General features: G+C 33.3%; 15 protein-coding genes. 13 read left to right on the plus strand and 2 right to left on the minus strand.

The genetic code is table 11. The features are described from left to right. The first annotated feature begins 56 nt into the window (after positions 1–56). The 10 genes from QLS31_RS01645 to QLS31_RS01690 all read left to right on the plus strand — a co-directional run bounded on the left by QLS31_RS01645 (position 57) and on the right by QLS31_RS01690 (position 14,748). Positions 57–2,255 carry a patatin-like phospholipase family protein gene (locus tag QLS31_RS01645; RefSeq protein ID WP_282742084.1) on the plus strand — a complete coding sequence of 733 codons (2,199 nt, stop codon included), beginning with the start codon at positions 57–59 and terminating at the stop codon, positions 2,253–2,255. 188 nt (positions 2,256–2,443) lie between these two features. Further along, entirely contained in the window at positions 2,444–3,601 is a 1,158-nt protein-coding gene (locus QLS31_RS01650) for a homogentisate 1,2-dioxygenase (protein ID WP_282711061.1), read from the plus strand. 204 nt (positions 3,602–3,805) lie between these two features. Further along, a complete protein-coding gene (gene hppD / locus QLS31_RS01655) occupies positions 3,806–4,966 on the plus strand; it encodes a 4-hydroxyphenylpyruvate dioxygenase (protein WP_282742086.1) in 1,161 nt (386 codons plus the stop codon). Between the two features lie 295 nt (positions 4,967–5,261). Continuing rightward, positions 5,262–6,032 carry a DUF3108 domain-containing protein gene (locus QLS31_RS01660; protein ID WP_099716243.1) on the plus strand — a complete coding sequence of 257 codons (771 nt, stop codon included), beginning with the start codon at positions 5,262–5,264 and terminating at the stop codon, positions 6,030–6,032. Beyond that, positions 6,032–6,967 carry a tryptophan 2,3-dioxygenase family protein gene (locus tag QLS31_RS01665; RefSeq protein ID WP_282742089.1) on the plus strand — a complete coding sequence of 312 codons (936 nt, stop codon included), beginning with the start codon at positions 6,032–6,034 and terminating at the stop codon, positions 6,965–6,967. The genes QLS31_RS01660 and QLS31_RS01665 overlap by 1 nt, the downstream gene beginning before the upstream one ends. A 20-nt stretch (positions 6,968–6,987) precedes the next feature. Further along, positions 6,988–8,208 (plus strand): peptidoglycan DD-metalloendopeptidase family protein, encoded by a 1,221-nt coding sequence (locus tag QLS31_RS01670; protein WP_282742091.1) that lies wholly within the window; start codon positions 6,988–6,990, stop codon positions 8,206–8,208. Between the two features lie 187 nt (positions 8,209–8,395). Next, positions 8,396–10,039 carry a glucose-6-phosphate isomerase gene (pgi, locus tag QLS31_RS01675; RefSeq protein ID WP_282742093.1) on the plus strand — a complete coding sequence of 548 codons (1,644 nt, stop codon included), beginning with the start codon at positions 8,396–8,398 and terminating at the stop codon, positions 10,037–10,039. Positions 10,040–10,413: 374 nt separating this feature from the next. Then, positions 10,414–13,656, plus strand: a complete 3,243-nt coding sequence (locus QLS31_RS01680; RefSeq protein WP_282742095.1) for a carboxypeptidase regulatory-like domain-containing protein — start codon at positions 10,414–10,416, stop codon at positions 13,654–13,656. Positions 13,657–13,749: 93 nt separating this feature from the next. Next, a complete protein-coding gene (locus QLS31_RS01685) occupies positions 13,750–14,184 on the plus strand; it encodes a hypothetical protein (RefSeq protein WP_282742097.1) in 435 nt (144 codons plus the stop codon). An 81-nt stretch (positions 14,185–14,265) separates the two neighbouring features. After that, positions 14,266–14,748, plus strand: a complete 483-nt coding sequence (locus tag QLS31_RS01690; RefSeq protein WP_282742099.1) for a septal ring lytic transglycosylase RlpA family protein — start codon at positions 14,266–14,268, stop codon at positions 14,746–14,748. Between the two features lies 1 nt (position 14,749). Here the strand turns inward: QLS31_RS01690 and QLS31_RS01695 are convergent, their stop codons facing one another. Next, positions 14,750–15,217 (minus strand): CYTH domain-containing protein, encoded by a 468-nt coding sequence (locus QLS31_RS01695; protein ID WP_282742101.1) that lies wholly within the window; start codon positions 15,215–15,217, stop codon positions 14,750–14,752. Between the two features lie 429 nt (positions 15,218–15,646). On the opposite strand from QLS31_RS01695, the gene QLS31_RS01700 reads away from it, so the two are divergent. From QLS31_RS01700 to QLS31_RS01710, 3 genes are all read left to right on the plus strand, one after another. Continuing rightward, the gene (locus QLS31_RS01700) at positions 15,647–17,737 is read left to right on the plus strand and encodes a recombinase (protein ID WP_282742104.1); all 2,091 of its coding nucleotides are present in this window, start codon (positions 15,647–15,649) and stop codon (positions 17,735–17,737) included. 54 nt (positions 17,738–17,791) lie between these two features. After that, complete coding sequence (gene dinB / locus QLS31_RS01705; protein WP_099714125.1) at positions 17,792–18,874, plus strand: DNA polymerase IV; 1,083 nt, start codon at positions 17,792–17,794, stop codon at positions 18,872–18,874. 95 nt (positions 18,875–18,969) lie between these two features. After that, complete coding sequence (locus QLS31_RS01710; RefSeq protein WP_282742107.1) at positions 18,970–19,485, plus strand: PAS domain-containing protein; 516 nt, start codon at positions 18,970–18,972, stop codon at positions 19,483–19,485. 56 nt (positions 19,486–19,541) lie between these two features. On the opposite strand, the gene QLS31_RS01715 is transcribed toward QLS31_RS01710, so the two are convergent. Then, complete coding sequence (locus QLS31_RS01715; protein ID WP_282742109.1) at positions 19,542–20,312, minus strand: Bax inhibitor-1/YccA family protein; 771 nt, start codon at positions 20,310–20,312, stop codon at positions 19,542–19,544. Positions 20,313–20,404: the final 92 nt, after the last annotated feature.

The raw sequence follows: 20,404 nt of genomic DNA on the forward strand, positions 1-20,404 counted from the left end.
ATTTGGGCAAATACTATCTGATCTTGCCAAATTCTATTACTACCAAATTGCTGTTTATGAATAAAATTGCGCTGTTACTCCTTGTTTTTGCTAGTTTGACTGTGTTTTCGCAGGAGCAAAAGAAACCAAAAATTGGTTTAGTTTTAAGTGGTGGCGGAGCAAAAGGATTTGCGCATATTGGAGTTTTGAAAGTGTTGGAAGAAGCTGGTGTCAAGATTGATTACATCGGCGGAACAAGTATGGGAGCCGTTATAGGTGGTCTTTATGCTTCTGGTTATAATGCCAGTCAAATTGATTCTATTTTTCAAGCCACAAATTTCAATGAATTACTAAACGATTTCATTCCCAGATCTTCTAAAAATTTTTACGAAAAAAGAAATGACGAATTATACGCGCTCGTTTTGCCGTTTAATAAAATGAAAATTGGAATTCCGGAAGCATTGTCTAAAGGAATGTACAATTATAATTTATTGAGCAGGATTACTAGAAACGTAAGGCATATCAAAGATTTCAATAAGCTTCCGATTCCTTTTTTGTGTATTGGAACTAATATTGAAACCGGAGAACAAGTGCTGTTGAATAAAGGGAATTTGGCGCAAGCAATGATTGCCAGTTCCGCATTTCCATCTTTATTTTCTCCTGTGGAAATTGACGGAAAACTGCTTGTGGATGGTGGTGTCATTAATAATTATCCAATTGAGGAGGTTCGAAAATTAGGCGCGGATATTATCATAGGAGTTGATGTTCAAGACGATTTATTAGACAGAAATCAACTCAAAGATGCAACGAGAATTTTGGTTCAAATTACAAATCTTCAATCTATTGAAAGGATGAAGAAAAATGTAAAAGAAACTGACGTCTATATTAAGCCGGATATTAAAAATTATGGCGTAGTATCTTTCGATAAAGGAAAGGAAATCATTAGAAAAGGAGAAGAAGCTACATTCTCCGTTTATGAAAAAATTAAATTATTGGTTGATGATTCCAATCCGTACAGGAAACCGAATCTAAAACTAGCATCAGATAGCTTGCAGATTGTAGATATCAATAGCAATGAATTAGATAATTATACCAAAGAATATGTGATTGGTAAATTAAGGTTTAAGCCAGGTGTAAAAACCCGTTACAATGATTTGTTGAAGGGAATAAATAATATAAACGCAACTCAAAACTTCAGTGCTATATCTTATTCATTAGATGAAAATAAAAATGGGGATGATTTAAATTTAACGTTAAAAGAAAACCCTTCAAAAACGTATTTGAAATTTGGATTGCATTATGACAATTTATTCAAGAGTGCCGTTTTGATTAATCTAACCCATAAAAAAACGTTTTTCAAGAATGACAGAACTTCGCTGGATATAGTTTTGGGAGATAATATCAGGTATAATTTAGATTATTATATAGAGAATGGATTTAATTTGAGTTTTGGTTTCAAATCGCAGTTCAATCAATTTAATAGAAATGTTGCCAAAGAAATAAGCAGTTTAGATTTAGGCGCTTTGGGTATAAATGCGATTAATGTAGATTTTCACGACTTGACAAATCAGGCTTATTTTCAATCGCTGTTTGTTCAGAAATTTTTAGTTGGAGGAGGAATTGAATTGAAATATCTAAAAATAAAGTCCGAGACATTAGCGAATGCAAATCCAATAATTGACAACAGTAATTACTTAAGTCTTTTTGGTTATATGAAATTTGACTCTTTTGATAACAAATATTTCCCCAAAAAAGGATGGTATTTTTCAGGAGATATACAATCGTATTTGGTGTCTTCAAATTATACAGGAGATTTTCAGCCTTTTTCTATTGCAAAAGCTGATTTTGGAGTAGCTGCGACACTTTTTAAAAATGCAACGGTTAAATTTCATACAGATGCTGGTTTCTCTTTTGGGAATGAAAGTGTTTCTTTTTTTAATTTTATTTTGGGAGGTTACGGATACAATCCTATAAATAATTTCAAATATTTTTATGGGTATGATTATTTGAGCATTGCGGCGAACAGCTATATAAAATCAACAGGAACTATTGATTATGAATTTTATAAGAACAATCATTTCAATTTTTCGGCAAACTTTGCTAATGTTGGAGACAGGATTTTCGAAACGGTAGATTGGATTTCAATCCCAAAATATTCAGGTTATGCAGTAGGTTATGGTTTAGAAACAAGAATTGGGCCTATAGAAATAAAACATTCCTGGTCTCCGGAAAACGCAAAAGGATATACTTGGTTTAGCATTGGGTTTATGTTTTAATTGTAATTTAATTCAATAATAATTCCGATATTTGTTATCATGAAAACAACTTGGAGCGGTTTATTAGGATATCTGCAATTTCTCATCAAGAGGAATCCTGAATAAATTGCATTTTTTTGATTTAATTAAATAAGTTTAGTTCAATACAACTTTAAACTTTTAAACTTTAACTTTTAAGCAAAAAAATCATGCCTTTATACCATAAATTGGGGAATTTCCCCCAAAAAAGACACACACAATTTGAAAAACCAAATGGCGGTTTATACTACGAACAGCTTTTTGGAACAGAAGGTTTTCACGGCCATTCCTCATTATTATATCATGTTCACAGACCAACACAGGTAAAGGAAATTCTAAAATCCTATTCGGTTGAGCCGAAAATTGCTATTGGGAAAAACATAAAATCATTGTTATTAAAAGGATTTGAGTTAAAACCCGAAGATGATTTTCTGGACAGTCGCAAACCGATGTTAGTCAATAAAGATTGTACGATAGGATTGGCTGCGCCAAGACAATCGTTGCGCAACTATTTCTATAAAAATGCCGATGCCGATGAAATGATTTTCATTCACAAAGGAAAAGGAAAATTGCGTACCATGATGGGAAATATTCCTTTCGAATATGGGGATTACTTGATTATTCCTCGCGGAATGATTTATCAAATTGATTTTGAAACAACCGAGAACAGACTTTTCTATGTCGAATCATTTGCGCCATTTTATACGCCAAAACGTTATAAGAATGAATCAGGTCAACATTTAGAGCATTCACCATTTTGCGAGCGCGACTTTATTTTGCCAACAGAATTAGAAACGCACGATGAAAAAGGAGATTTTCTAATCAAAATCAAAAAAGAAGGAATGATTCATGAATTCGTTTACGCCACGCATCCCTTTGATGTAGTAGGTTGGGACGGATATAATTTTCCTTACGGATTCAGCATTCACAATTTTGAGCCTATAACAGGCCGCGTGCACCAGCCGCCGCCGGTTCATCAAACATTTGAAACGTCAACATTTGTAGTTTGTTCGTTCTGTCCACGATTATATGATTACCACCCAAAAGCAATTCCGGCACCTTATAATCACAGTAATATTGATAGTGATGAGGTTTTGTATTACGTAGATGGCGATTTTATGAGCCGCAACAATATCGAGCAAGGACACATTACATTGCATCCAAAAGGGATTCCGCACGGACCCGCACCTGGAGCAATGGAGCGTAGCATTGGTCATACAGAAACTCACGAATTAGCCGTAATGGTCGATACTTTTCGCCCATTAATGGTAACCGAAGAAGCTATGGGATTAGACGATGGTCAGTATTACAAATCTTGGGTAGAGTAATAAGGAGCTATTTCCTGCTGTACGCTTTATCTTTTTCTGGTCTGGTTAAAAAAACGAGACCAGAAAAAGGATGCCGCTTCTATCAGGGCTAGGACTTTAGAGTAAATAACAATATTTTTTAAAATTAATAAATCCGCGTAAATCTAATGTAGTACCACCAACGGCGTTACAGAATTAGAGTTACCGAATCAAAAAATAAATACCATGTCAAAAGAAGTAAAATCAGTAGAATACGGACTAGAAAAAATATTTGAAGGAGCACAAGATTTCCTTCCGTTATTAGGAACCGATTATGTAGAATTCTACGTAGGAAACGCAAAACAATCGGCACATTATTATAAAACTGCTTTTGGTTACCAGTCATTGGCGTATGCCGGATTAGAAACAGGAGTAAAAGACAGAACATCTTATGTGCTAAAACAAGATAAGATCCGCATCGTATTAACCACGCCATTAACACAAGATTCTCCTATACAGGATCATTTGAGAAAACATGGTGATGGAGTAAAAGTAGCGGCACTTTGGGTAGAAGATGCCACAAGTGCGTACGAAGAAACAATGAAACGTGGCGCCCGTTCTTTCATGGAACCTACAGTGGAGAAAGATGAATTTGGAGAAGTGATACGTTCGGGGATTTATACTTACGGCGAAACAGTTCACATTTTTGTAGAGCGCAAAAACTATACTGGTGTTTTCTTGCCTGGTTATAAGGAGTGGAAATCTGATTACAATCCAGAACCAACTGGCTTAAAATACATAGATCACATGGTAGGAAATGTGGGTTGGAACGAAATGAATACTTGGGTTAAGTTCTATGAAGACGTCATGGGATTTGTGAATTTCCTTTCTTTTGATGACAAACAAATCAATACCGAATATTCAGCGTTGATGAGTAAAGTGATGTCTAATGGAAACGGAAGAATCAAATTTCCAATCAACGAACCTGCTGAAGGAAAGAAAAAATCACAAATAGAGGAATATTTGGACTTTTATGGCGGACCTGGAATTCAGCATATCGCTATTGCAACAGATGATATTATCAAAACCGTATCGCAATTGAAAGCAAGAGGAATCGAATTCTTATCTGCTCCTCCGCATACCTATTACGAAGCAATTCCGGAAAGATTGGGAGACCACATGAAAATGATGAAAGAGGATCTAAACGAAATAGAAAAACTGGCCATTATGGTTGATGCCGATGAAGAAGGATATTTACTGCAAATATTTACAAAACCGGTACAAGACCGACCAACCTTGTTTTTTGAAATTATTCAAAGAATGGGAGCCAAAGGATTTGGTGCAGGTAACTTTAAAGCGCTATTTGAATCAATCGAGAGAGAACAGCAATTACGAGGAACGCTGTAAAAAAGCATTATTTTTACATATTGTGAAAAAATAACCGATGAACAGCGTGTTTTTTTGTAAATGTTGTGTTAAACTTTATTTTTCACTAAAATAACTGAATTTGTTAGCTACCTTTGCACTCGCAAAAAGGGAAGGGGTGGTTTCCTTCCTGATTTCATATAAATTTCATAGTTTATAGTTTTTTGGTTAGTTAATAGCATAAAAACTCAGTCATTATTTGACTGAGTTTTTTTGTTTTAATATATTTGGAACAAAATTTGCTATTAGAGTCAATAAATTGACGAATAAAGTAATGATGAAAAAAATAATACTATTCTTTGTAGTGATATTGACCGTAAGTTTTGATTCTCCAAAAGAGGATGCTTATGATGTGGGGGAGTGGTTTAAATTTCGAATTCATTATGGAATAGTAAATGCCGGCTATGCCACATTGGAAGTAAAAGACGCCACAGTAAATAACAGAAAGACGTTTCATGTCGTAGGTAGAGGATATACTACCGGAATGTCTCGATTTTTCTTTAAAGTAGATGACTTATACGAAAGCTATATTGATAAGGATACCAGAAATCCATACCAGTTTGTCCGAAAAATTAATGAAGGCGGGTATACTAAAAACCAAGAAGGCTTTTTTAATCAGTCTACAAATAAAGTCCTTGTTAAAGATTACAAGCATAAAACAGAGAAAACACTTTACGTTCCTAAAAACACACAAGACATTTTGTCTACTTTCTATTATCTAAGGAATTATCCTGGAATTGATAAGTTAAAAATAGGAGAGTCAGTTGCGATTGATATGTTTTTTGATGATGAAACTACTAAATTCAAGCTAAAGTTTATGGGCCGTGAAAATATTACCACTAAATTTGGGGTGGTGTCAACGATGGTTTTTAGACCTTTGGTACAATCGGGACGTGTTTTTAAAGAACAAGAAAGTCTTACCGTTTGGATTTCAGATGACGATAATAAATTACCAATCAGAATAAAAGCCAGCTTGGCAGTAGGTTCTATAAAAGCAGATATAGATGCATATAGAGGATTGAAGTATCCTTTTAAAACAAATAAATAATGAATAATATTGATAGTTCAGAAGCGATTTTAAAAGAAATTGAAATAAAATACCAAGCAATAAATCAAAAAACAGAGACGCAACTGGAAGGATTATTATGGTCAAAACCAATTACGTATTGGGATTATATACAAACAGATGCATTGTTAAGTCTTCAAGTTCAAAGAACAACACTTCCTGATGAAATGGTTTTTATTATGTACCATCAGGTGAATGAATTGATATTTAAGATGATACTTTGGGAAATGCGCCAAATTTCCTATTGTGAAAATATTCAAACTGATTTTTTCACTGAAAGATTAATGAGAATCAGCCGATATTTTGATATGCTAACGACTTCTTTCAGCATTATGGGAGATGGAATGGAAGTAGATCAATATATGAAATTTAGAAATACGCTAACTCCTGCCAGTGGTTTTCAAAGCGCACAATACCGTTTAATAGAATTTTCCTCTACAGACCTAATAAATCTTATCGATCACCGTTATAGAGAGTCAATAGACAGGAATACACCTTATGAATTTGCATTGGAGCATTTGTATTGGCAAGCAGCCGGAAAAGATTATCATACGGGTAAAAAATCGTATTTATTAGAGGAATTCGAAAGAAAATATAAGAAGATGTTTCTGAATCATATGGAAGAATATAACACCATAAACATTTGGCAAAAATTCAAACAACTTCCAGATTTAGATCAAAAAAATCCAGAGTTAATTTTAGCAATGCGTCATTATGACCATACGGTGAATATTACTTGGGTAATGCAACATTTGAATACTGCAAAGAAATATATAGATCAGAGCGGTAAAGGTGATGGTGAAGCGACAGGAGGAAGTGACTGGAAAAAGTACATGCATCCAAAATACCAACGCAGGATATTTTTTCCGGAATTATGGTCGGCAGAAGAACTGGCGCATTGGGGAGGAGGAAAATAATTTGAATAAAAAAACATAGTTTGAAACAAGTATTATTAGCAATTATAGTATTATTTTCTTTGATTTCTTGTAATAAATCTGATGAGATTCTAGAAAAAGAAATTATTAAACCAGCAGTTAAAAAGATAGAGTTTGGGTTTAAATATTCTGATTTTAATGTTGTTCAGGATACTATAAAAAAGGGAGACACTTTTGGGACTTTACTAGAAGGACAAAATATTGGAGAGCGAGAAGTATATGATATTATCGCTAAAGTAAAAGATACTTTTGATGTGAGAACCATCAGAATAGATAAGCCTTTTACAATGCTTCGGTCAAAAAATAAGAAGAATGATTTACAGGTTTTTATCTATCAGCCGGATGCATTAAACTATTATGTAGTTGATTTACGTGATACGGCTGTTGTTGTTTATAAAAAAACGAAACCCATTACGATTAAACGACGCACCATTGGCGGAGTTTTGAAAGAGTCATTGTCAGAAACCTTAGGTAATGCCAAGATTGAAGGAGCATTGGCGAGTAAAATCTCTAAAATTTACGCCTACTCCATCGATTTTATGAAACTCAAAAAAGGAGATCGTTTTGCGATAACTTTTACGGAACGATTCATAAATGATACTGTTTATGACGGTGTGGAAGAACTGGAAGCTTCCTTTTTTGAATACAAGGGGAAAATTATTTATGCATTTCCTTTTGCCCAAAATCCAGACTCAGATAAAATAGAATATTACGATGAAGATGGGAAAACCTTAAAAAATTTCTTTCTTAAGTCTCCAATAAAATTCAGCAGAATATCCTCTCGATTTTCAACCAGTAGATTTCATCCTGTTCAACACAGATGGAAAGCGCATAAAGGAACGGATTATGCAGCGCCACGCGGTACGCCAATTTCTGCAACGGCTGGCGGAGTTGTAGAGCAAAGTGGTTTTACTGCCGGAAACGGGAATTTTGTAAAAGTGAAACACAACGGAACCTATTCGACACAATACTTGCACATGTCTAAAATATTAGTGAGACGAGGGCAACGTGTAAGTCAAGGACAGGTTATCGGTTTAGTGGGAAGCACAGGTTTGGCATCAGGCCCGCATGTATGTTATCGATTTTGGAAAAATGGTGTTCAGGTTGATGCTTTGCGATTAAAATTGCCTACCGGAGAACCCATGAGCGGAAGAAATAAAGAGCGATACATTAAAACGATAACTCCGTTAAAATTTCAATTGGATAGTGTTGCTAATTTATAATTCTGCAACTATAAATAAGTTGAAAAGACTTATTTGACAGTAAAATAGAAACACTTAGGTGATTGTGGGATGGTCACTATTTAGTGTTTTTCCTGCTAAATTGTTATATAATCGTAAACTCATTTAGCATTAAAACTAATTTCAGTATTTTTGCCAAATTCAAATAATACTACAAACTACCTAATAAATGGCTTTAAATACAATAAACCCAACAGAAACGAGCGCTTGGAAGAAACTTGAAATGCATTACAACGAAATGCAAAAAGCTTCAATGCAAGAATTATTTCAATTGGATGCAACCAGAACTGAAAAATTCAATTTGAAATGGAATGATTTTTTAATTGACTATTCAAAAAATATTATCACTCAAGAAACGCTTCAGTTATTATTAGAATTAGCGGATGAGGTGGGACTTAAAAGTGCTATTGCTGATTATTTTGATGGTGCAATAATCAATCAAACCGAAAATAGAGCGGTGCTTCATACTGCATTGCGAGCCAAAGAATCAGCAGTTATTAATGTTGATGGAGATAATGTGGTTTCTGAAGTTTATGAAGTAAAAAGTAAAATAAAAGCATTTACTAATGAAGTTACTTCGGGTGAAAGAACTGGTTACACGGGAAAACCGTTCACGGATGTTGTTAATATAGGTATTGGAGGTTCTGATTTAGGTCCTGCTATGGCTGTTGAGGCTTTACAATTTTATAAAAATCATCTTAACGTTCATTTTGTTTCAAATGTGGATGGCGATCATGTGAATGAGATTATAAAAAAATTAAATCCAGAAACGACTCTCTTTGTGATTGTTTCTAAAACATTTACAACACAAGAAACGCTTACTAATTCTGAAACTATCAGAAAATGGTTTTTAGAATCAGCTACTCAAGAAGATATTGCTAAACATTTTGTTGCGGTTTCAACCAATATCCAAAAGGTAACAGAGTTTGGGATAAATCCAAATAATGTATTCCCTATGTGGGATTGGGTTGGTGGAAGGTTCTCTTTGTGGAGTGCTGTTGGACTTACAATAAGCTTAGCTGTTGGATACGATAATTTTGATGAATTGTTGCAAGGAGCCAATGAAATGGATGAACATTTTAAAACAGCTGATTTCGACAAAAATATGCCGGTAACATTGGCTTTATTGAGCGTTTGGTACAATAATTTTTTTGGTGCCGAAAGTGAAGCTCTAATTCCTTACACGCAATATTTGCAGAAATTAGCTCCTTATTTACAGCAAGGAACAATGGAGAGCAATGGTAAAAGTGTGGGTCGTGATGGAAAGCCGGTAAACTATCAAACAGGAACTATCATTTGGGGTGAGCCTGGAACGAATGCGCAACATGCCTTTTTTCAGTTAATTCACCAAGGAACAAAATTAATTCCTGCAGATTTTATTGGGTTTATAACTCCTTTATATGGTGATAATGATCATCACGATAAACTAATGTCTAACTTTTTTGCACAAACGGAAGCGTTGATGCATGGAAAATATGGAGAACAAGTTCAAGCTGAATTTGATAAACAAGGTATTTCAGAGGAGAAAGCTAAATTTCTTTTACCGTTTAAAGTTTTTACAGGTAATAAGCCTACCAATACCATTTTAATCCAGAAACTATCTCCAAAAACGTTGGGTTCTTTGATTGCTTTGTATGAACACAAGATTTTTGTACAAGGAATTATCTGGAATATTTTTAGTTTTGATCAATGGGGAGTGGAATTAGGAAAACAATTAGCTAATTCTATTTTGGATGAAATTAATACAAAAACAGTCAAAAATCATGACAGTTCAACCACTTATTTATTGAATCATTTTCTGATGAATAAATAGAGTAAATTATGCTGTTTGTTTTTACAATTTCATAAGATTTTTTATAGTTTAAAAATTTATTGCTTTTTTTAATATTTAAAAGAAGTCAAAAGTCCTGATTTTACCTAAATCAGGGCTTTTTGTTTATAAGTTACTCTGTTTTAGTAATTTTTTAAAAAATAGCCTTATTTTTTGCTCAAATTTATTTCTGCCTTTTTTGTTAAAATATTAACAAAAAACTAATAAAATAAATGATAATTACATTTTTTATTAAAAAAAACCCAAAATAAATTTAAGCAAAAAATCCTACTTGAAAAGATGCTTTTCTTAACGTTGTGTTAACTTTTTAAACCAAAAATGTTATATTTTTGCCAAATATTAATAAACTAAACAATATGAAAAAATTATTAAAATTATTTTTAATTCTAGTTGTACTAATGTTTGCTAACTCTGGAGCTTATGCTCAGGGTAACACTACCTCTTCTATTAGTGGTAATGTTTATGATAAGGACTCTCAAACCTTACCAGGAGCATCAATTCTTGCAACCCACACTCCATCAGGTACTCGATACACTGCATCTACAGATGGTACAGGTAACTTCAGAATCTCGAATATGAGAGTTGGAGGTCCGTACAAAATTGTAATTACTTTTGTTGGATTTAAAACTTTTGAAGATAGTGATGTTTATCTTCAATTAGGTGATACTAAAGATTTTAAAGTTGTATTGCAAGAAGAGTCAAATGAATTACAAGAAGTTGTAGTAAGAACTTCAAGAGATAATACTTTTAATTCACAAAGAACTGGAGCTCAAACAGTAATTAATTCAGATAAAATTAAAGCATTGCCTTCTTTATCTAGAAATATTTCAGATTTTGCCAGACTAACACCACAAGCTCAATTAAGAGGTGATGATGTGTTATCTATTGGAGGTCAAAACAACAGATTCAATGCTATTTACATTGATGGGGCTGTAAGTAATGACGTTTTTGGATTAGCTGCAAATGGAACTAATGGAGGTCAAACAGGAGTAAGTCCAATCTCTATTGATGCAATTGAGCAATTTCAAGTAAGTGTTGCTCCTTATGATGTAAAATTATCTGGTTTTGCTGGTGGAGCAATTAGTGCCATCACTCGTTCAGGAACTAATAATTTTGAAGGATCTGCTTACTTTTTTAACAGAGACGAAAATTTAGCAGCAAAAACACCTCCTTCGTTAGCGGGAGCAAATGGAAGACAAAAATTAGCTGATTTCTCAGCACAGACTTATGGAGTTCGTGCAGGTGGAGCAATAGTAAAAGATAAATTGTTTTATTTCATCAATTATGAAAAACAAGACAATGAAACACCACAGCCTTTTGATCCTTCCACTTATACAGGATTATCATTAAATAGACTTGGAGAATTAAGAACTAAACTAGCTTCTTATGGCTATGATCCGGGTTCTTTTGAGAATAATGTAAGAACACTTGTAAGTGATAAAATCATTGGTAAATTAGACTGGAATATTAATGACAATCACAAATTGTCTTTAAAACACAGTTATGTAAAGGCGGAGAATTTTTCACCAAATAGATCTTCTGCAACTTCAATAAGTTTTATAAATGGTAGTCAGTTGTTTAATTCTACAACTAATTCTACAGCTTTAGAATTAAATTCAAGATTTGGGAATAAATTTTCAAATAATTTAGTTGTTGCTTACACTAATGTAATCGACGATAGAGATGCAGCTGGAGATCCATTTCCTTCTGTACAGATTTTTGATGGTGCTAATCAAAGTATTTTCTTTGGAGCTGAAGGTTTTTCAACAGCAAATTTCTTAAGTCAAAAAACATTGACTATTTCAGATAATTTTGAAATTAATGCTGGAATGAGTAAAATAACTATTGGTACTCACAATGAATTTTCATCTTCTAGAAATGTTTTCTTCGGTAACAATTTTGGATCATACAGATATGCAACTTTAAATGATTTCTTAAACAATGCAAAACCGAATAGATTTCAATTAAACTATTCTTTAATTGGTGGTGAAGGTGATGATTCTCAAGGAGCAGCTGAATTTGGTACAAAACAATTCGGATTCTACATTCAAAATGATATGAAACTTAACAGTAGTCTTAGAGTTTCTTATGGTGTTAGGGTAGATATTCCGGTATGGGAAGACGGAGTAGGAAATGTTGATTTTAATAACAGAACAATACCTTTGTTACAGGCTGCTGGTAAAAATTTACAAGGAGCGACTGTTGGAAAAGGAATCAGAAATTCTGCTCACTTTGCACCTCGTTTTGGATTTAATTACGACCTTAATGGGAAAAAATCTACTCAGTTTAGAGGTGGATTTGGTATATTTACTTCTAGACTACCTTTAGTGTGGCCAGGTGGTACTTACAATAACAATGGTGTTTCTCAGGGAGCTATTTCTATAACAAGTCCTACAGGAATGCCTACATTCAATCCAAATCCAAGTGTTGCTAGTCAAATTGCACCGCTTCCGGCATCATTCCCACGTCCAGGTTCAGGACGTACTGGAGGTAATGTTGATTTATTTGCAAAAGATTTCAAATTACCTCAGGTATTCAAAGCAAGTTTTGCTGTTGATCAAAAATTACCATTAGGTTTTGTTTTGACATCTGAAATCACTTACAATGACAACATTAGTGCAATCACTTATGAGAACTTGAACATTAAAGCTGCTTCAAGCGCTTTAACAGGAGCAGATACAAGACCTCGTTATAATGGAAACAGCAGAGTAGATCCTTCTTATTTAGGAATATATCTTGCTTCAAATACAGATGAAGGTACTGCTTACAATCTTGCTTTCACATTATCTAAAAACTTCAGATCTGATTTCATTGATGCTAACATTTCTGGAACTTATTCTTACGGTAAATCTACTGTTCTACTTGATGCAACTTCTTCTCAAAACAGTTCACAATGGAATAATACTGAAACAGTTAATGGTGCAAACTATTTAGCGCTCTCAAGATCTGATTTCGATCCTGGAAGAAGAGTTATTTCTAACGGTAATGCAACATTCAAATGGAGTAAATTCACTAAGTCTAGATTAGGTGTATTCTACGAGGGTGCTCAAGGAACTCCAATCAGTTATGTTTATAATGATTCTGGTCGTTTATTGCAGGATACTTTCTCTAATTCAGCGTTAATTTATATTCCAGCTGCTCAAAGTGAAATTAGACTTGTTTCTACTACTGCAAATACTTTAACTCCACAACAACAATGGGATGCTTTAAGTGCTTTTATTGAAGGGAATGAGTATTTAAGAGGTAGAAAAGGTGGTTATGCTGAGCGTAATGGTGACCGTTTAAAAACAAGCCATGTTGTAGATTTAAAATTCGCTCAAGAATTTACTTTTAACATTGGTAAAAAGAAACATACATTAGAGTTTACTGCTGATATTTTTAACTTCACCAATCTTTTAAATAAAAATTGGGGTAAAAGATATTTTACAAGTAATGACCAAGTACAATTGTTAACACAAGTTGGTTTATTAACAGGTACTAACACTCCTACATTTAGTTATAATCCTACTGTAGGAAATAGTATTAACCAAGTTGATGATGTTGGTCTTAACTCTTCAAGATGGCAAATGCAAACTGGTGTTCGTTATACGTTCAACTAGTTTAGTTTAAAATATTGGAACCCTCATTTCATTGAAATGAGGGTTTTTTTTATGCCTTTTTTTCTTATATTTGTTAAAACAAAAACATTATTTATGTACGATTTTATTCAAAAATTCCATTCAGGTTGGGCTTATTTAGCACTTTTAGTATTAGTGATTGCAGTTGTTAATTCCTTTATTGGAATGTCTTTTAAAAAAGATTTTACTTCAAAAGACAGGAAAATTGCATTGTTTGCATTAATAGCAATACATACTCAATTATTAGTTGGGTTGATTTTATATTTCGTGTCTCCTAATGGATTAAATATGATAAAAGCAGTTGGAATGGGAGGATTAACAACTGAGAGCAGATTACTGGCTCTAGAGCATCCTTTAATAAATATTATTGCAATAGTTTTAATCACTATAGGTTGGTCAAAACATAAAAAATTAATAGCTAGTGAATCAAAATTCAAAACTTTCTCTATTTTTTATGGTTTAGGATTAGTGCTTATTTTAAGTAGAATTCCATGGAAAATTTGGTTTTAAAAACCAATTAAAGCTCTAGAAATAGGGCTTTTTTTATCTAGGTATGGTTTTTGTAAAATAGATTTAATTAATACGATATATATGAAAAAAGCAATAACATTATTTTTTTTACTTGCAATTATTAGCTTAGTCAGCAGCCAAAGTTCAATCACAGAAAAACAAAAAGCAGCAACACAAAAAGATACACTCAAGAAGGGTAAAGCAACTATTGAATTGCAAGAAAATAAAATAGATTCTTTAATAACCTCATTAGGAAAATTTAAAATCTATAAAAAAGAAGCACATGCATCTTATTATGCTGATAAATTTAATGGAAGACGGACTACAAGCGGGAGGAAATTTGATAATAATAAATATACTGCAGCACACAAAAAACTTCCTTTTGGTACAAAAGTAAAAGTGACCAATGAAAAAAATGGAAAGTCTGTAATTGTGGAAATTACTGATAGAGGACCATTTGTAAAATCTAGAGAAATTGATCTTTCAAAACGAGCATTTATGGATATAGCCTCCAATAAAAGTAGTGGAGGAATGCAAGTGACAATAGCGGTATTAAGTAATTAAATCACCAATTTTTGTATGGATTAGTGCTTAAATAAGCATTGTAATAACGGTTGATATTTGTCACTTCTTTACCTAGCCAACTTGGTTTTTCAAAAGTTTCTATTTCAGAATCAAGCTCAATTTCAGCGACAATCAAGCCTTCATTTTCGCCATAAAATTCATCAACCTCAAAAATATGTTCGCCTCGCTTTATCTCAAAACGGGTTTTAGCAATAACACCTTTCTCGCATAACAATAGTAATTCCTTTGCTTCAGCAACAGGAATTTCTTTTTCCCACTCAAAACGGGACATGCCGGAATCATTCGAAATCCCTTTTATGGTCAAATATCCCTTGTCGCCTTTTATGCGTACACGCACAGTGCGTTCTGGTGCAGAACTCAAATACCCTTGCGCAATATGATTTTGTGCAAAAGCTTCAGCTTTGAATGAATCGTTTAAAACCAAAAATTTTCTTTCTATTTCAATCATTTTTTATAAATATTTTGGAGCTTTATCCAGCTATTCGTTTCAATTTCTCAATCATATAACTTTTTTCCTATTTTTAAAAAAGGAGCTTCTTGGGTCGCTCTTTTTTAAAAAGAAAAAATAGTTTTTTTCAATCGAAGATTTCCACTTCTATCTGGGCTAATCCAGAAACTCAAAGGTATCAAATATTTCTATTTTTCGTGCTTATGCCATTTAAGCTTTCTTTGTAATGAAATAAAAACAGTGTCTATTTGTCATTTCGACGAAGGAGAAATCACACAACGAGAGCAACTAATGAGATTTCACCTTCGTCGAAATGACAAAACCACAACAACGGAATCCAGTAAATTCTATGTTCAAACGATATGACAGTTATTTTATGAATAAGTTAATGGAAGTTATTGCGTCGATTTGTATTTTTACAAAAACCGAATGAATTTTAATATGCCAATTTTCAAAGTAAAATCTAAGCCAACACCTGCAACACTACTGATTAAGTTTTTCGGAGAAAGCCAATCCTGGCGTGAAACAGAGGATAACTTAGAACCTTTAATCGAATTAATCAGGCTGATTAGACCTTTGAAAATTAAAAATCTGGAAACGGTTGATTTACAGGAAATCATTTCCTTTTTTAATGAAAATGATTCTTGCAGAGAACAATTTTTAATCTATCTCAAAGAAATAGTAAAAGACAAAAAATTCAATAAAATACTTTCTGACGCAGCTATTCTGCAGGATGTGGACTTTATTTTTGAAGTAAAAAAAAGAATATTCGCTAAATTTTTACCCTACCAGCCTCAAAAAGATACTTTAGAATACATACTGAATCAGGTTTTCCATTTAGCGAATGATACCATTTGGATTAACAAAATTCCATCTAATCAATTGGAAGAATTATACGGACTTTTAAAATTTAAATCAATTTATGAAAGTGTTGAACCTAATTCAGTTTTATCGGAAGTATTAGTTGCAATGGATTTAATCACGCAACGCATTAGTGGTCGAGCCTTGGAAACTGATGTTATCAAAATGGTGCCGGAATTTGATGATTATGAAAGTCCTTTTACGGCTTTTGAAAAGGAATTATTCCTAATTGAAGACAGAATTAGAAATTCCGAAAACCATTTTATTAAGTCTGATGATTTGTCCTATGCTCAGGTATTGGTTTTGCATAAGCAATGCGAAGACTTTGTGGAGAAAGCATTTCATAACAGTTCAAAATATGGAATTTCGCTTCGTGTAAATCAGAATTTATTAAAAATTAGACAGCAATTAGTTCGGCTTAAGTTTTTAATTTCGTTGTTGATTATAGAAAAAGGGAATGATAAAAAAAATAACGGAATTGCATTGGCTCTACACTTAATTAAGTACAATTGCTATAAGAATAATGTCAGGAAATTCATTGGCGAAAGCACCCAACTCATTTCCTATGAAATAACGCAACATACCGCTAAAACGGGTGAGCATTATATTACTGAAAGCCGTAAGGAGTATTTAAAAATGTTTAGAACTGCTTTAGGAGGAGGATTTATAGTAGGGATTTTATGCATTATTAAAGTTTTGCTTTCTAAAGCTGATACCAGTTTTTTTGGACATGCTTTTCTTTATAGCATGAATTATGCTTTTGGATTCATTGCAATTTATCTTTTAGGCTTTACGCTGGCGACAAAACAACCGGCCATGACAGCTTCAGCTTTAATAAAAGCACTGGAGGAAGGTGTTATGAAAAAAGGGAAAGATACTGAAAAGTACAAAGCTTTTGCTATTCTTTTTGCACGTGTATTTCGTTCTCAGTTTATCGCTTTTGTGGGGAATGTAATTATGGCTTTTCCGGTTTCGCTACTTGGAATCTGGGCTATTGATTATACATTACAATACAATATTGCTGCAACTAAATGGGAAGGTTTGCTTATTGATTTGAGCCCTATTCACTCGTTAGCCATACTTCATGCGGCTATTGCCGGAGTGTTTTTATTTTTATCAGGAATCATCTCCGGAAGTATTGCAAACAGGGACAAACACAACCAAGTATATTTCCGAATCACAGAACATCCTTTGCTGAAAAGGAGTTTTGGAAAAGAAAGAACGGTTAAATTAGCCAAATTATATAGAAAAAGATGGGCTGGGATTATTTCAAATTTCTGGTTTGGAATATTCATGGGAAGTACTGCCTCTATAGGTTTGTTTTTAGGATTGAATCTTGATATTCGACACATCACTTTTGGAAGCGGAAATCTCGCTCTGGCTTTATACGGTGCTAATTATGCGGTAAGTAACTCCATGTTATTTTGGGGTATTTTTGGGATTGGTATTATAGGATTGGTTAACTTTATAGTAAGTTTTAGTCTTTCACTAGGGCTTGCATTTCGTTCTAGAGCTATTTCATTATTCGAATTGCGATTTGTCACAGTTTCCATTTGGAATCATTTCAAGTCGAGGCCCATTAGTTTCTTTTTTCCAACAGAAAAGAAAAATAAATCGGAAGTTGTAGAAAACTATTTACATGTGGAAGATCAAAAATAATTTTTAGCGTTACTAAATCATTCGAAAAAAATAGTGCTTATTCAACCAGTTTAGATGCAGGAATTAATTCCAAATAGAAAAATCATACACGTTGACATGGACGCTTTCTATGCTTCAGTAGAGCAAATGGATAATCCATTATTGCGTGGGAAGCCTATTGCTGTAGGTGGCTCAGAAAACCGAGGTGTTGTTGCTGCGGCAAGTTATGAAGCCAGAAAATTTGGAGTTCGAAGCGCTATTAGTGGTGTTATGGCCAAAAAAAATTGTCCGGAACTTATTTTTGTACGACCACGTTTTGACAGATACAAGGAAATTTCGAGTAAAATTCAAAAGATTTTTTATGAATATACGGATTTAGTTGAGCCATTGTCCCTTGACGAAGCGTATTTAGACGTAACCAATAATAAAAAAGGGAATCCCAGTGCTACGTTATTGGCACAGGAAATAAGACAGCGTATTTTTGATGAAGTGGGCTTGACAGCTTCGGCAGGAATATCAGTGAATAAGTTTGTGGCTAAAATTGCCAGTGATTACAACAAACCCAATGGTCAAAAAACGGTGAATCCAGATGAAGTTATTTCTTTTTTGGAAGAATTGCCTATTCGGAAATTTCATGGTGTTGGAAAAGTAACCACCGAAAAAATGTACCAACTGGGGATTTTTACGGGAGTGGAATTGAAAAGCAAAACATTGGAATTCCTGGAGAAACATTTCGGGAAATCGGGAAACTTTTATTACAATGTTGTAAGAGGAATTCATAACAGCGAAGTGAAATCAAACCGAATTACAAAATCAGTTGCTGCCGAACATACTTTTGACGTCAATCTGTCTTCAGAAATTTTCATGATTGAGAAATTAGAGGTTATTGCCGCTGCATTGGAAAAAAGACTAAAAAGATACAATGTAGCCGGTAAAACAATTACTTTAAAAATAAAATACAGTGATTTTACACAACAAACTCGTAGTAAGACGTTGCCTTATTTTATTTCAGATAAAGGTTTGATTGTAGAAATTGTAAAGGAGTTGTTGTATCAAGAACGCATGAAGGATTCTGTGAGATTACTTGGAATTTCACTCAGTAATTTAAACACTGAAGAGAAAAAGTTTGTTGTTGTGCAGTTAAAATTTGATTTTTGATGAGCTAATTCACTCGTTCAACAATGGTTAAAGTCTGGAATATGTTGTTTTCTTTTTATAAATAAAATTATATTTGGTTTTAAATACAAAAGGGCATGAATAATTTTAGACAATATGAAGAGGCTATTGCCAAGTATCACAACGGTTTAAGTGTAAAGACGGTTCCCGTTTCATCTTGGAATTTCCATAATGATTTTTTAGGATTGATGAAGAATATCTTTGTGGATTTAAGCAAGTTGCATGCGTTATCTTCTCAAAATAAATGGATTCAAAATAATTGGGATTTAAAAACTCGATTGAGGGAAGAGGTAATAATTTTGACAGACACTAAATTGAATATTGTTTTTGCATCGCATAATATGATAAAGATGAATGGTTATGTTGAAGCAGAAGTTTTAGGTAAAAACCCAAAGATTTTTCAAGGTGATGCAACCGATTTAACGGTTTCAAGTGAAATACGTACTGCTATATCGCTTCAACAACCTTTTGAAAAAACGGTAATGAATTATAAAAAAAATGGAGATGTTTATGCCTGTTTGATCAAAGGATTTCCAGTCTTCAATACTAAAGGGCAATTAAGCCACTATATAGCTTTTGAGAAAGCGGCATAAAAGAGAAAACCTTTCCAATTTGGAAAGGTTTTCTCTTTTATAAAACTTAGATGGTTTTAATTTTTACTGTTCAATTTAGACAGCAATCTTAAAAACTCGATATACAACCAAACAAGTGTAATCATTAATCCCATTGCGCCATACCATTCCATGTATTTTGGCATTTTCTGTTCTGCTCCTTTTTCTATTCGGTCAAAATCTAAAAATAAATTTAAAGCAGCAACTACAATAACAAAAATACTGATTCCAATGCTCATCATTGAATTCCCATAATGCACGGGAACAAAGCTCGTAAACATAGAAAATACCCAAGATATAAGATAATATGTTGCTATAGCAAGTGTCGCTGCCACAATAACCGATTTGAATTGCTCTGTTACTTTTACAATTTTATATTTATACAATCCCAAGCAAACCATAAAAGTAACAAAAGTTGCACCTACTGCCTGAATCACGATTCCAGGATACATTGCTTCAAATATTGCTGAAATTCCACCGATAAATAGTCCTTCGAACAAAGCATATCCAGGAGCTAAATATGGAGAGTATTGTGGTTTGAAAGCAGAAATAAGCACTAAAACTAATCCAACAATAGCACCGCCAATTGCAGGAACCATCGGATTCATTCCGTTGAATGTCAACCACCAGATTACTGTAGCAGAAGCGGTAAGGAGTAAAAACAAGATTAAACTTTTATTGATGGTGCCAGACAAAGTCATCTCATCGTTATAGTCAATGATAGTAGCTTGATGTACTTCGTCATTTTTTGAAACTGCAGTTGAAAAAGTTTTGTTGTTTAAAAATGGATTTTTAGAATTGAAACTCATAATTTGTAGGGTTATTTGTTGCTCAAATATAAATTTTATTTTGCAGAAGATTGTTTAAATAGTCTTAAAATTTTTTAAGAGAAAAATCCTAT

Source organism: Flavobacterium sp. XS2P24 (genome assembly GCF_030010285.1).
Lineage (GTDB): Bacteria > Bacteroidota > Bacteroidia > Flavobacteriales > Flavobacteriaceae > Flavobacterium > Flavobacterium algoritolerans.

What these genes read in the sequence shown, in the direction of transcription:
- QLS31_RS01690 (WP_282742099.1), top strand. Translation starts at nt 14,266, where the DNA reads ATGAAAAAAGCAATAACATTATTTTTTTTACTTGCAATTATTAGCTTA.
- QLS31_RS01660 (WP_099716243.1), top strand. Translation starts at nt 5,262, where the DNA reads ATGAAAAAAATAATACTATTCTTTGTAGTGATATTGACCGTAAGTTTT.
- QLS31_RS01650 (WP_282711061.1), top strand. Translation starts at nt 2,444, where the DNA reads ATGCCTTTATACCATAAATTGGGGAATTTCCCCCAAAAAAGACACACA.
- QLS31_RS01710 (WP_282742107.1), top strand. Translation starts at nt 18,970, where the DNA reads ATGAATAATTTTAGACAATATGAAGAGGCTATTGCCAAGTATCACAAC.
- QLS31_RS01695 (WP_282742101.1), bottom strand. Translation starts at nt 15,217, where the DNA reads ATGATTGAAATAGAAAGAAAATTTTTGGTTTTAAACGATTCATTCAAA.
- QLS31_RS01680 (WP_282742095.1), top strand. Translation starts at nt 10,414, where the DNA reads ATGAAAAAATTATTAAAATTATTTTTAATTCTAGTTGTACTAATGTTT.
- pgi (WP_282742093.1), top strand. Translation starts at nt 8,396, where the DNA reads ATGGCTTTAAATACAATAAACCCAACAGAAACGAGCGCTTGGAAGAAA.
- QLS31_RS01645 (WP_282742084.1), top strand. Translation starts at nt 57, where the DNA reads ATGAATAAAATTGCGCTGTTACTCCTTGTTTTTGCTAGTTTGACTGTG.
- QLS31_RS01665 (WP_282742089.1), top strand. Translation starts at nt 6,032, where the DNA reads ATGAATAATATTGATAGTTCAGAAGCGATTTTAAAAGAAATTGAAATA.
- hppD (WP_282742086.1), top strand. Translation starts at nt 3,806, where the DNA reads ATGTCAAAAGAAGTAAAATCAGTAGAATACGGACTAGAAAAAATATTT.
- QLS31_RS01715 (WP_282742109.1), bottom strand. Translation starts at nt 20,312, where the DNA reads ATGAGTTTCAATTCTAAAAATCCATTTTTAAACAACAAAACTTTTTCA.
- QLS31_RS01700 (WP_282742104.1), top strand. Translation starts at nt 15,647, where the DNA reads ATGAATTTTAATATGCCAATTTTCAAAGTAAAATCTAAGCCAACACCT.
- dinB (WP_099714125.1), top strand. Translation starts at nt 17,792, where the DNA reads ATGCAGGAATTAATTCCAAATAGAAAAATCATACACGTTGACATGGAC.
- QLS31_RS01685 (WP_282742097.1), top strand. Translation starts at nt 13,750, where the DNA reads ATGTACGATTTTATTCAAAAATTCCATTCAGGTTGGGCTTATTTAGCA.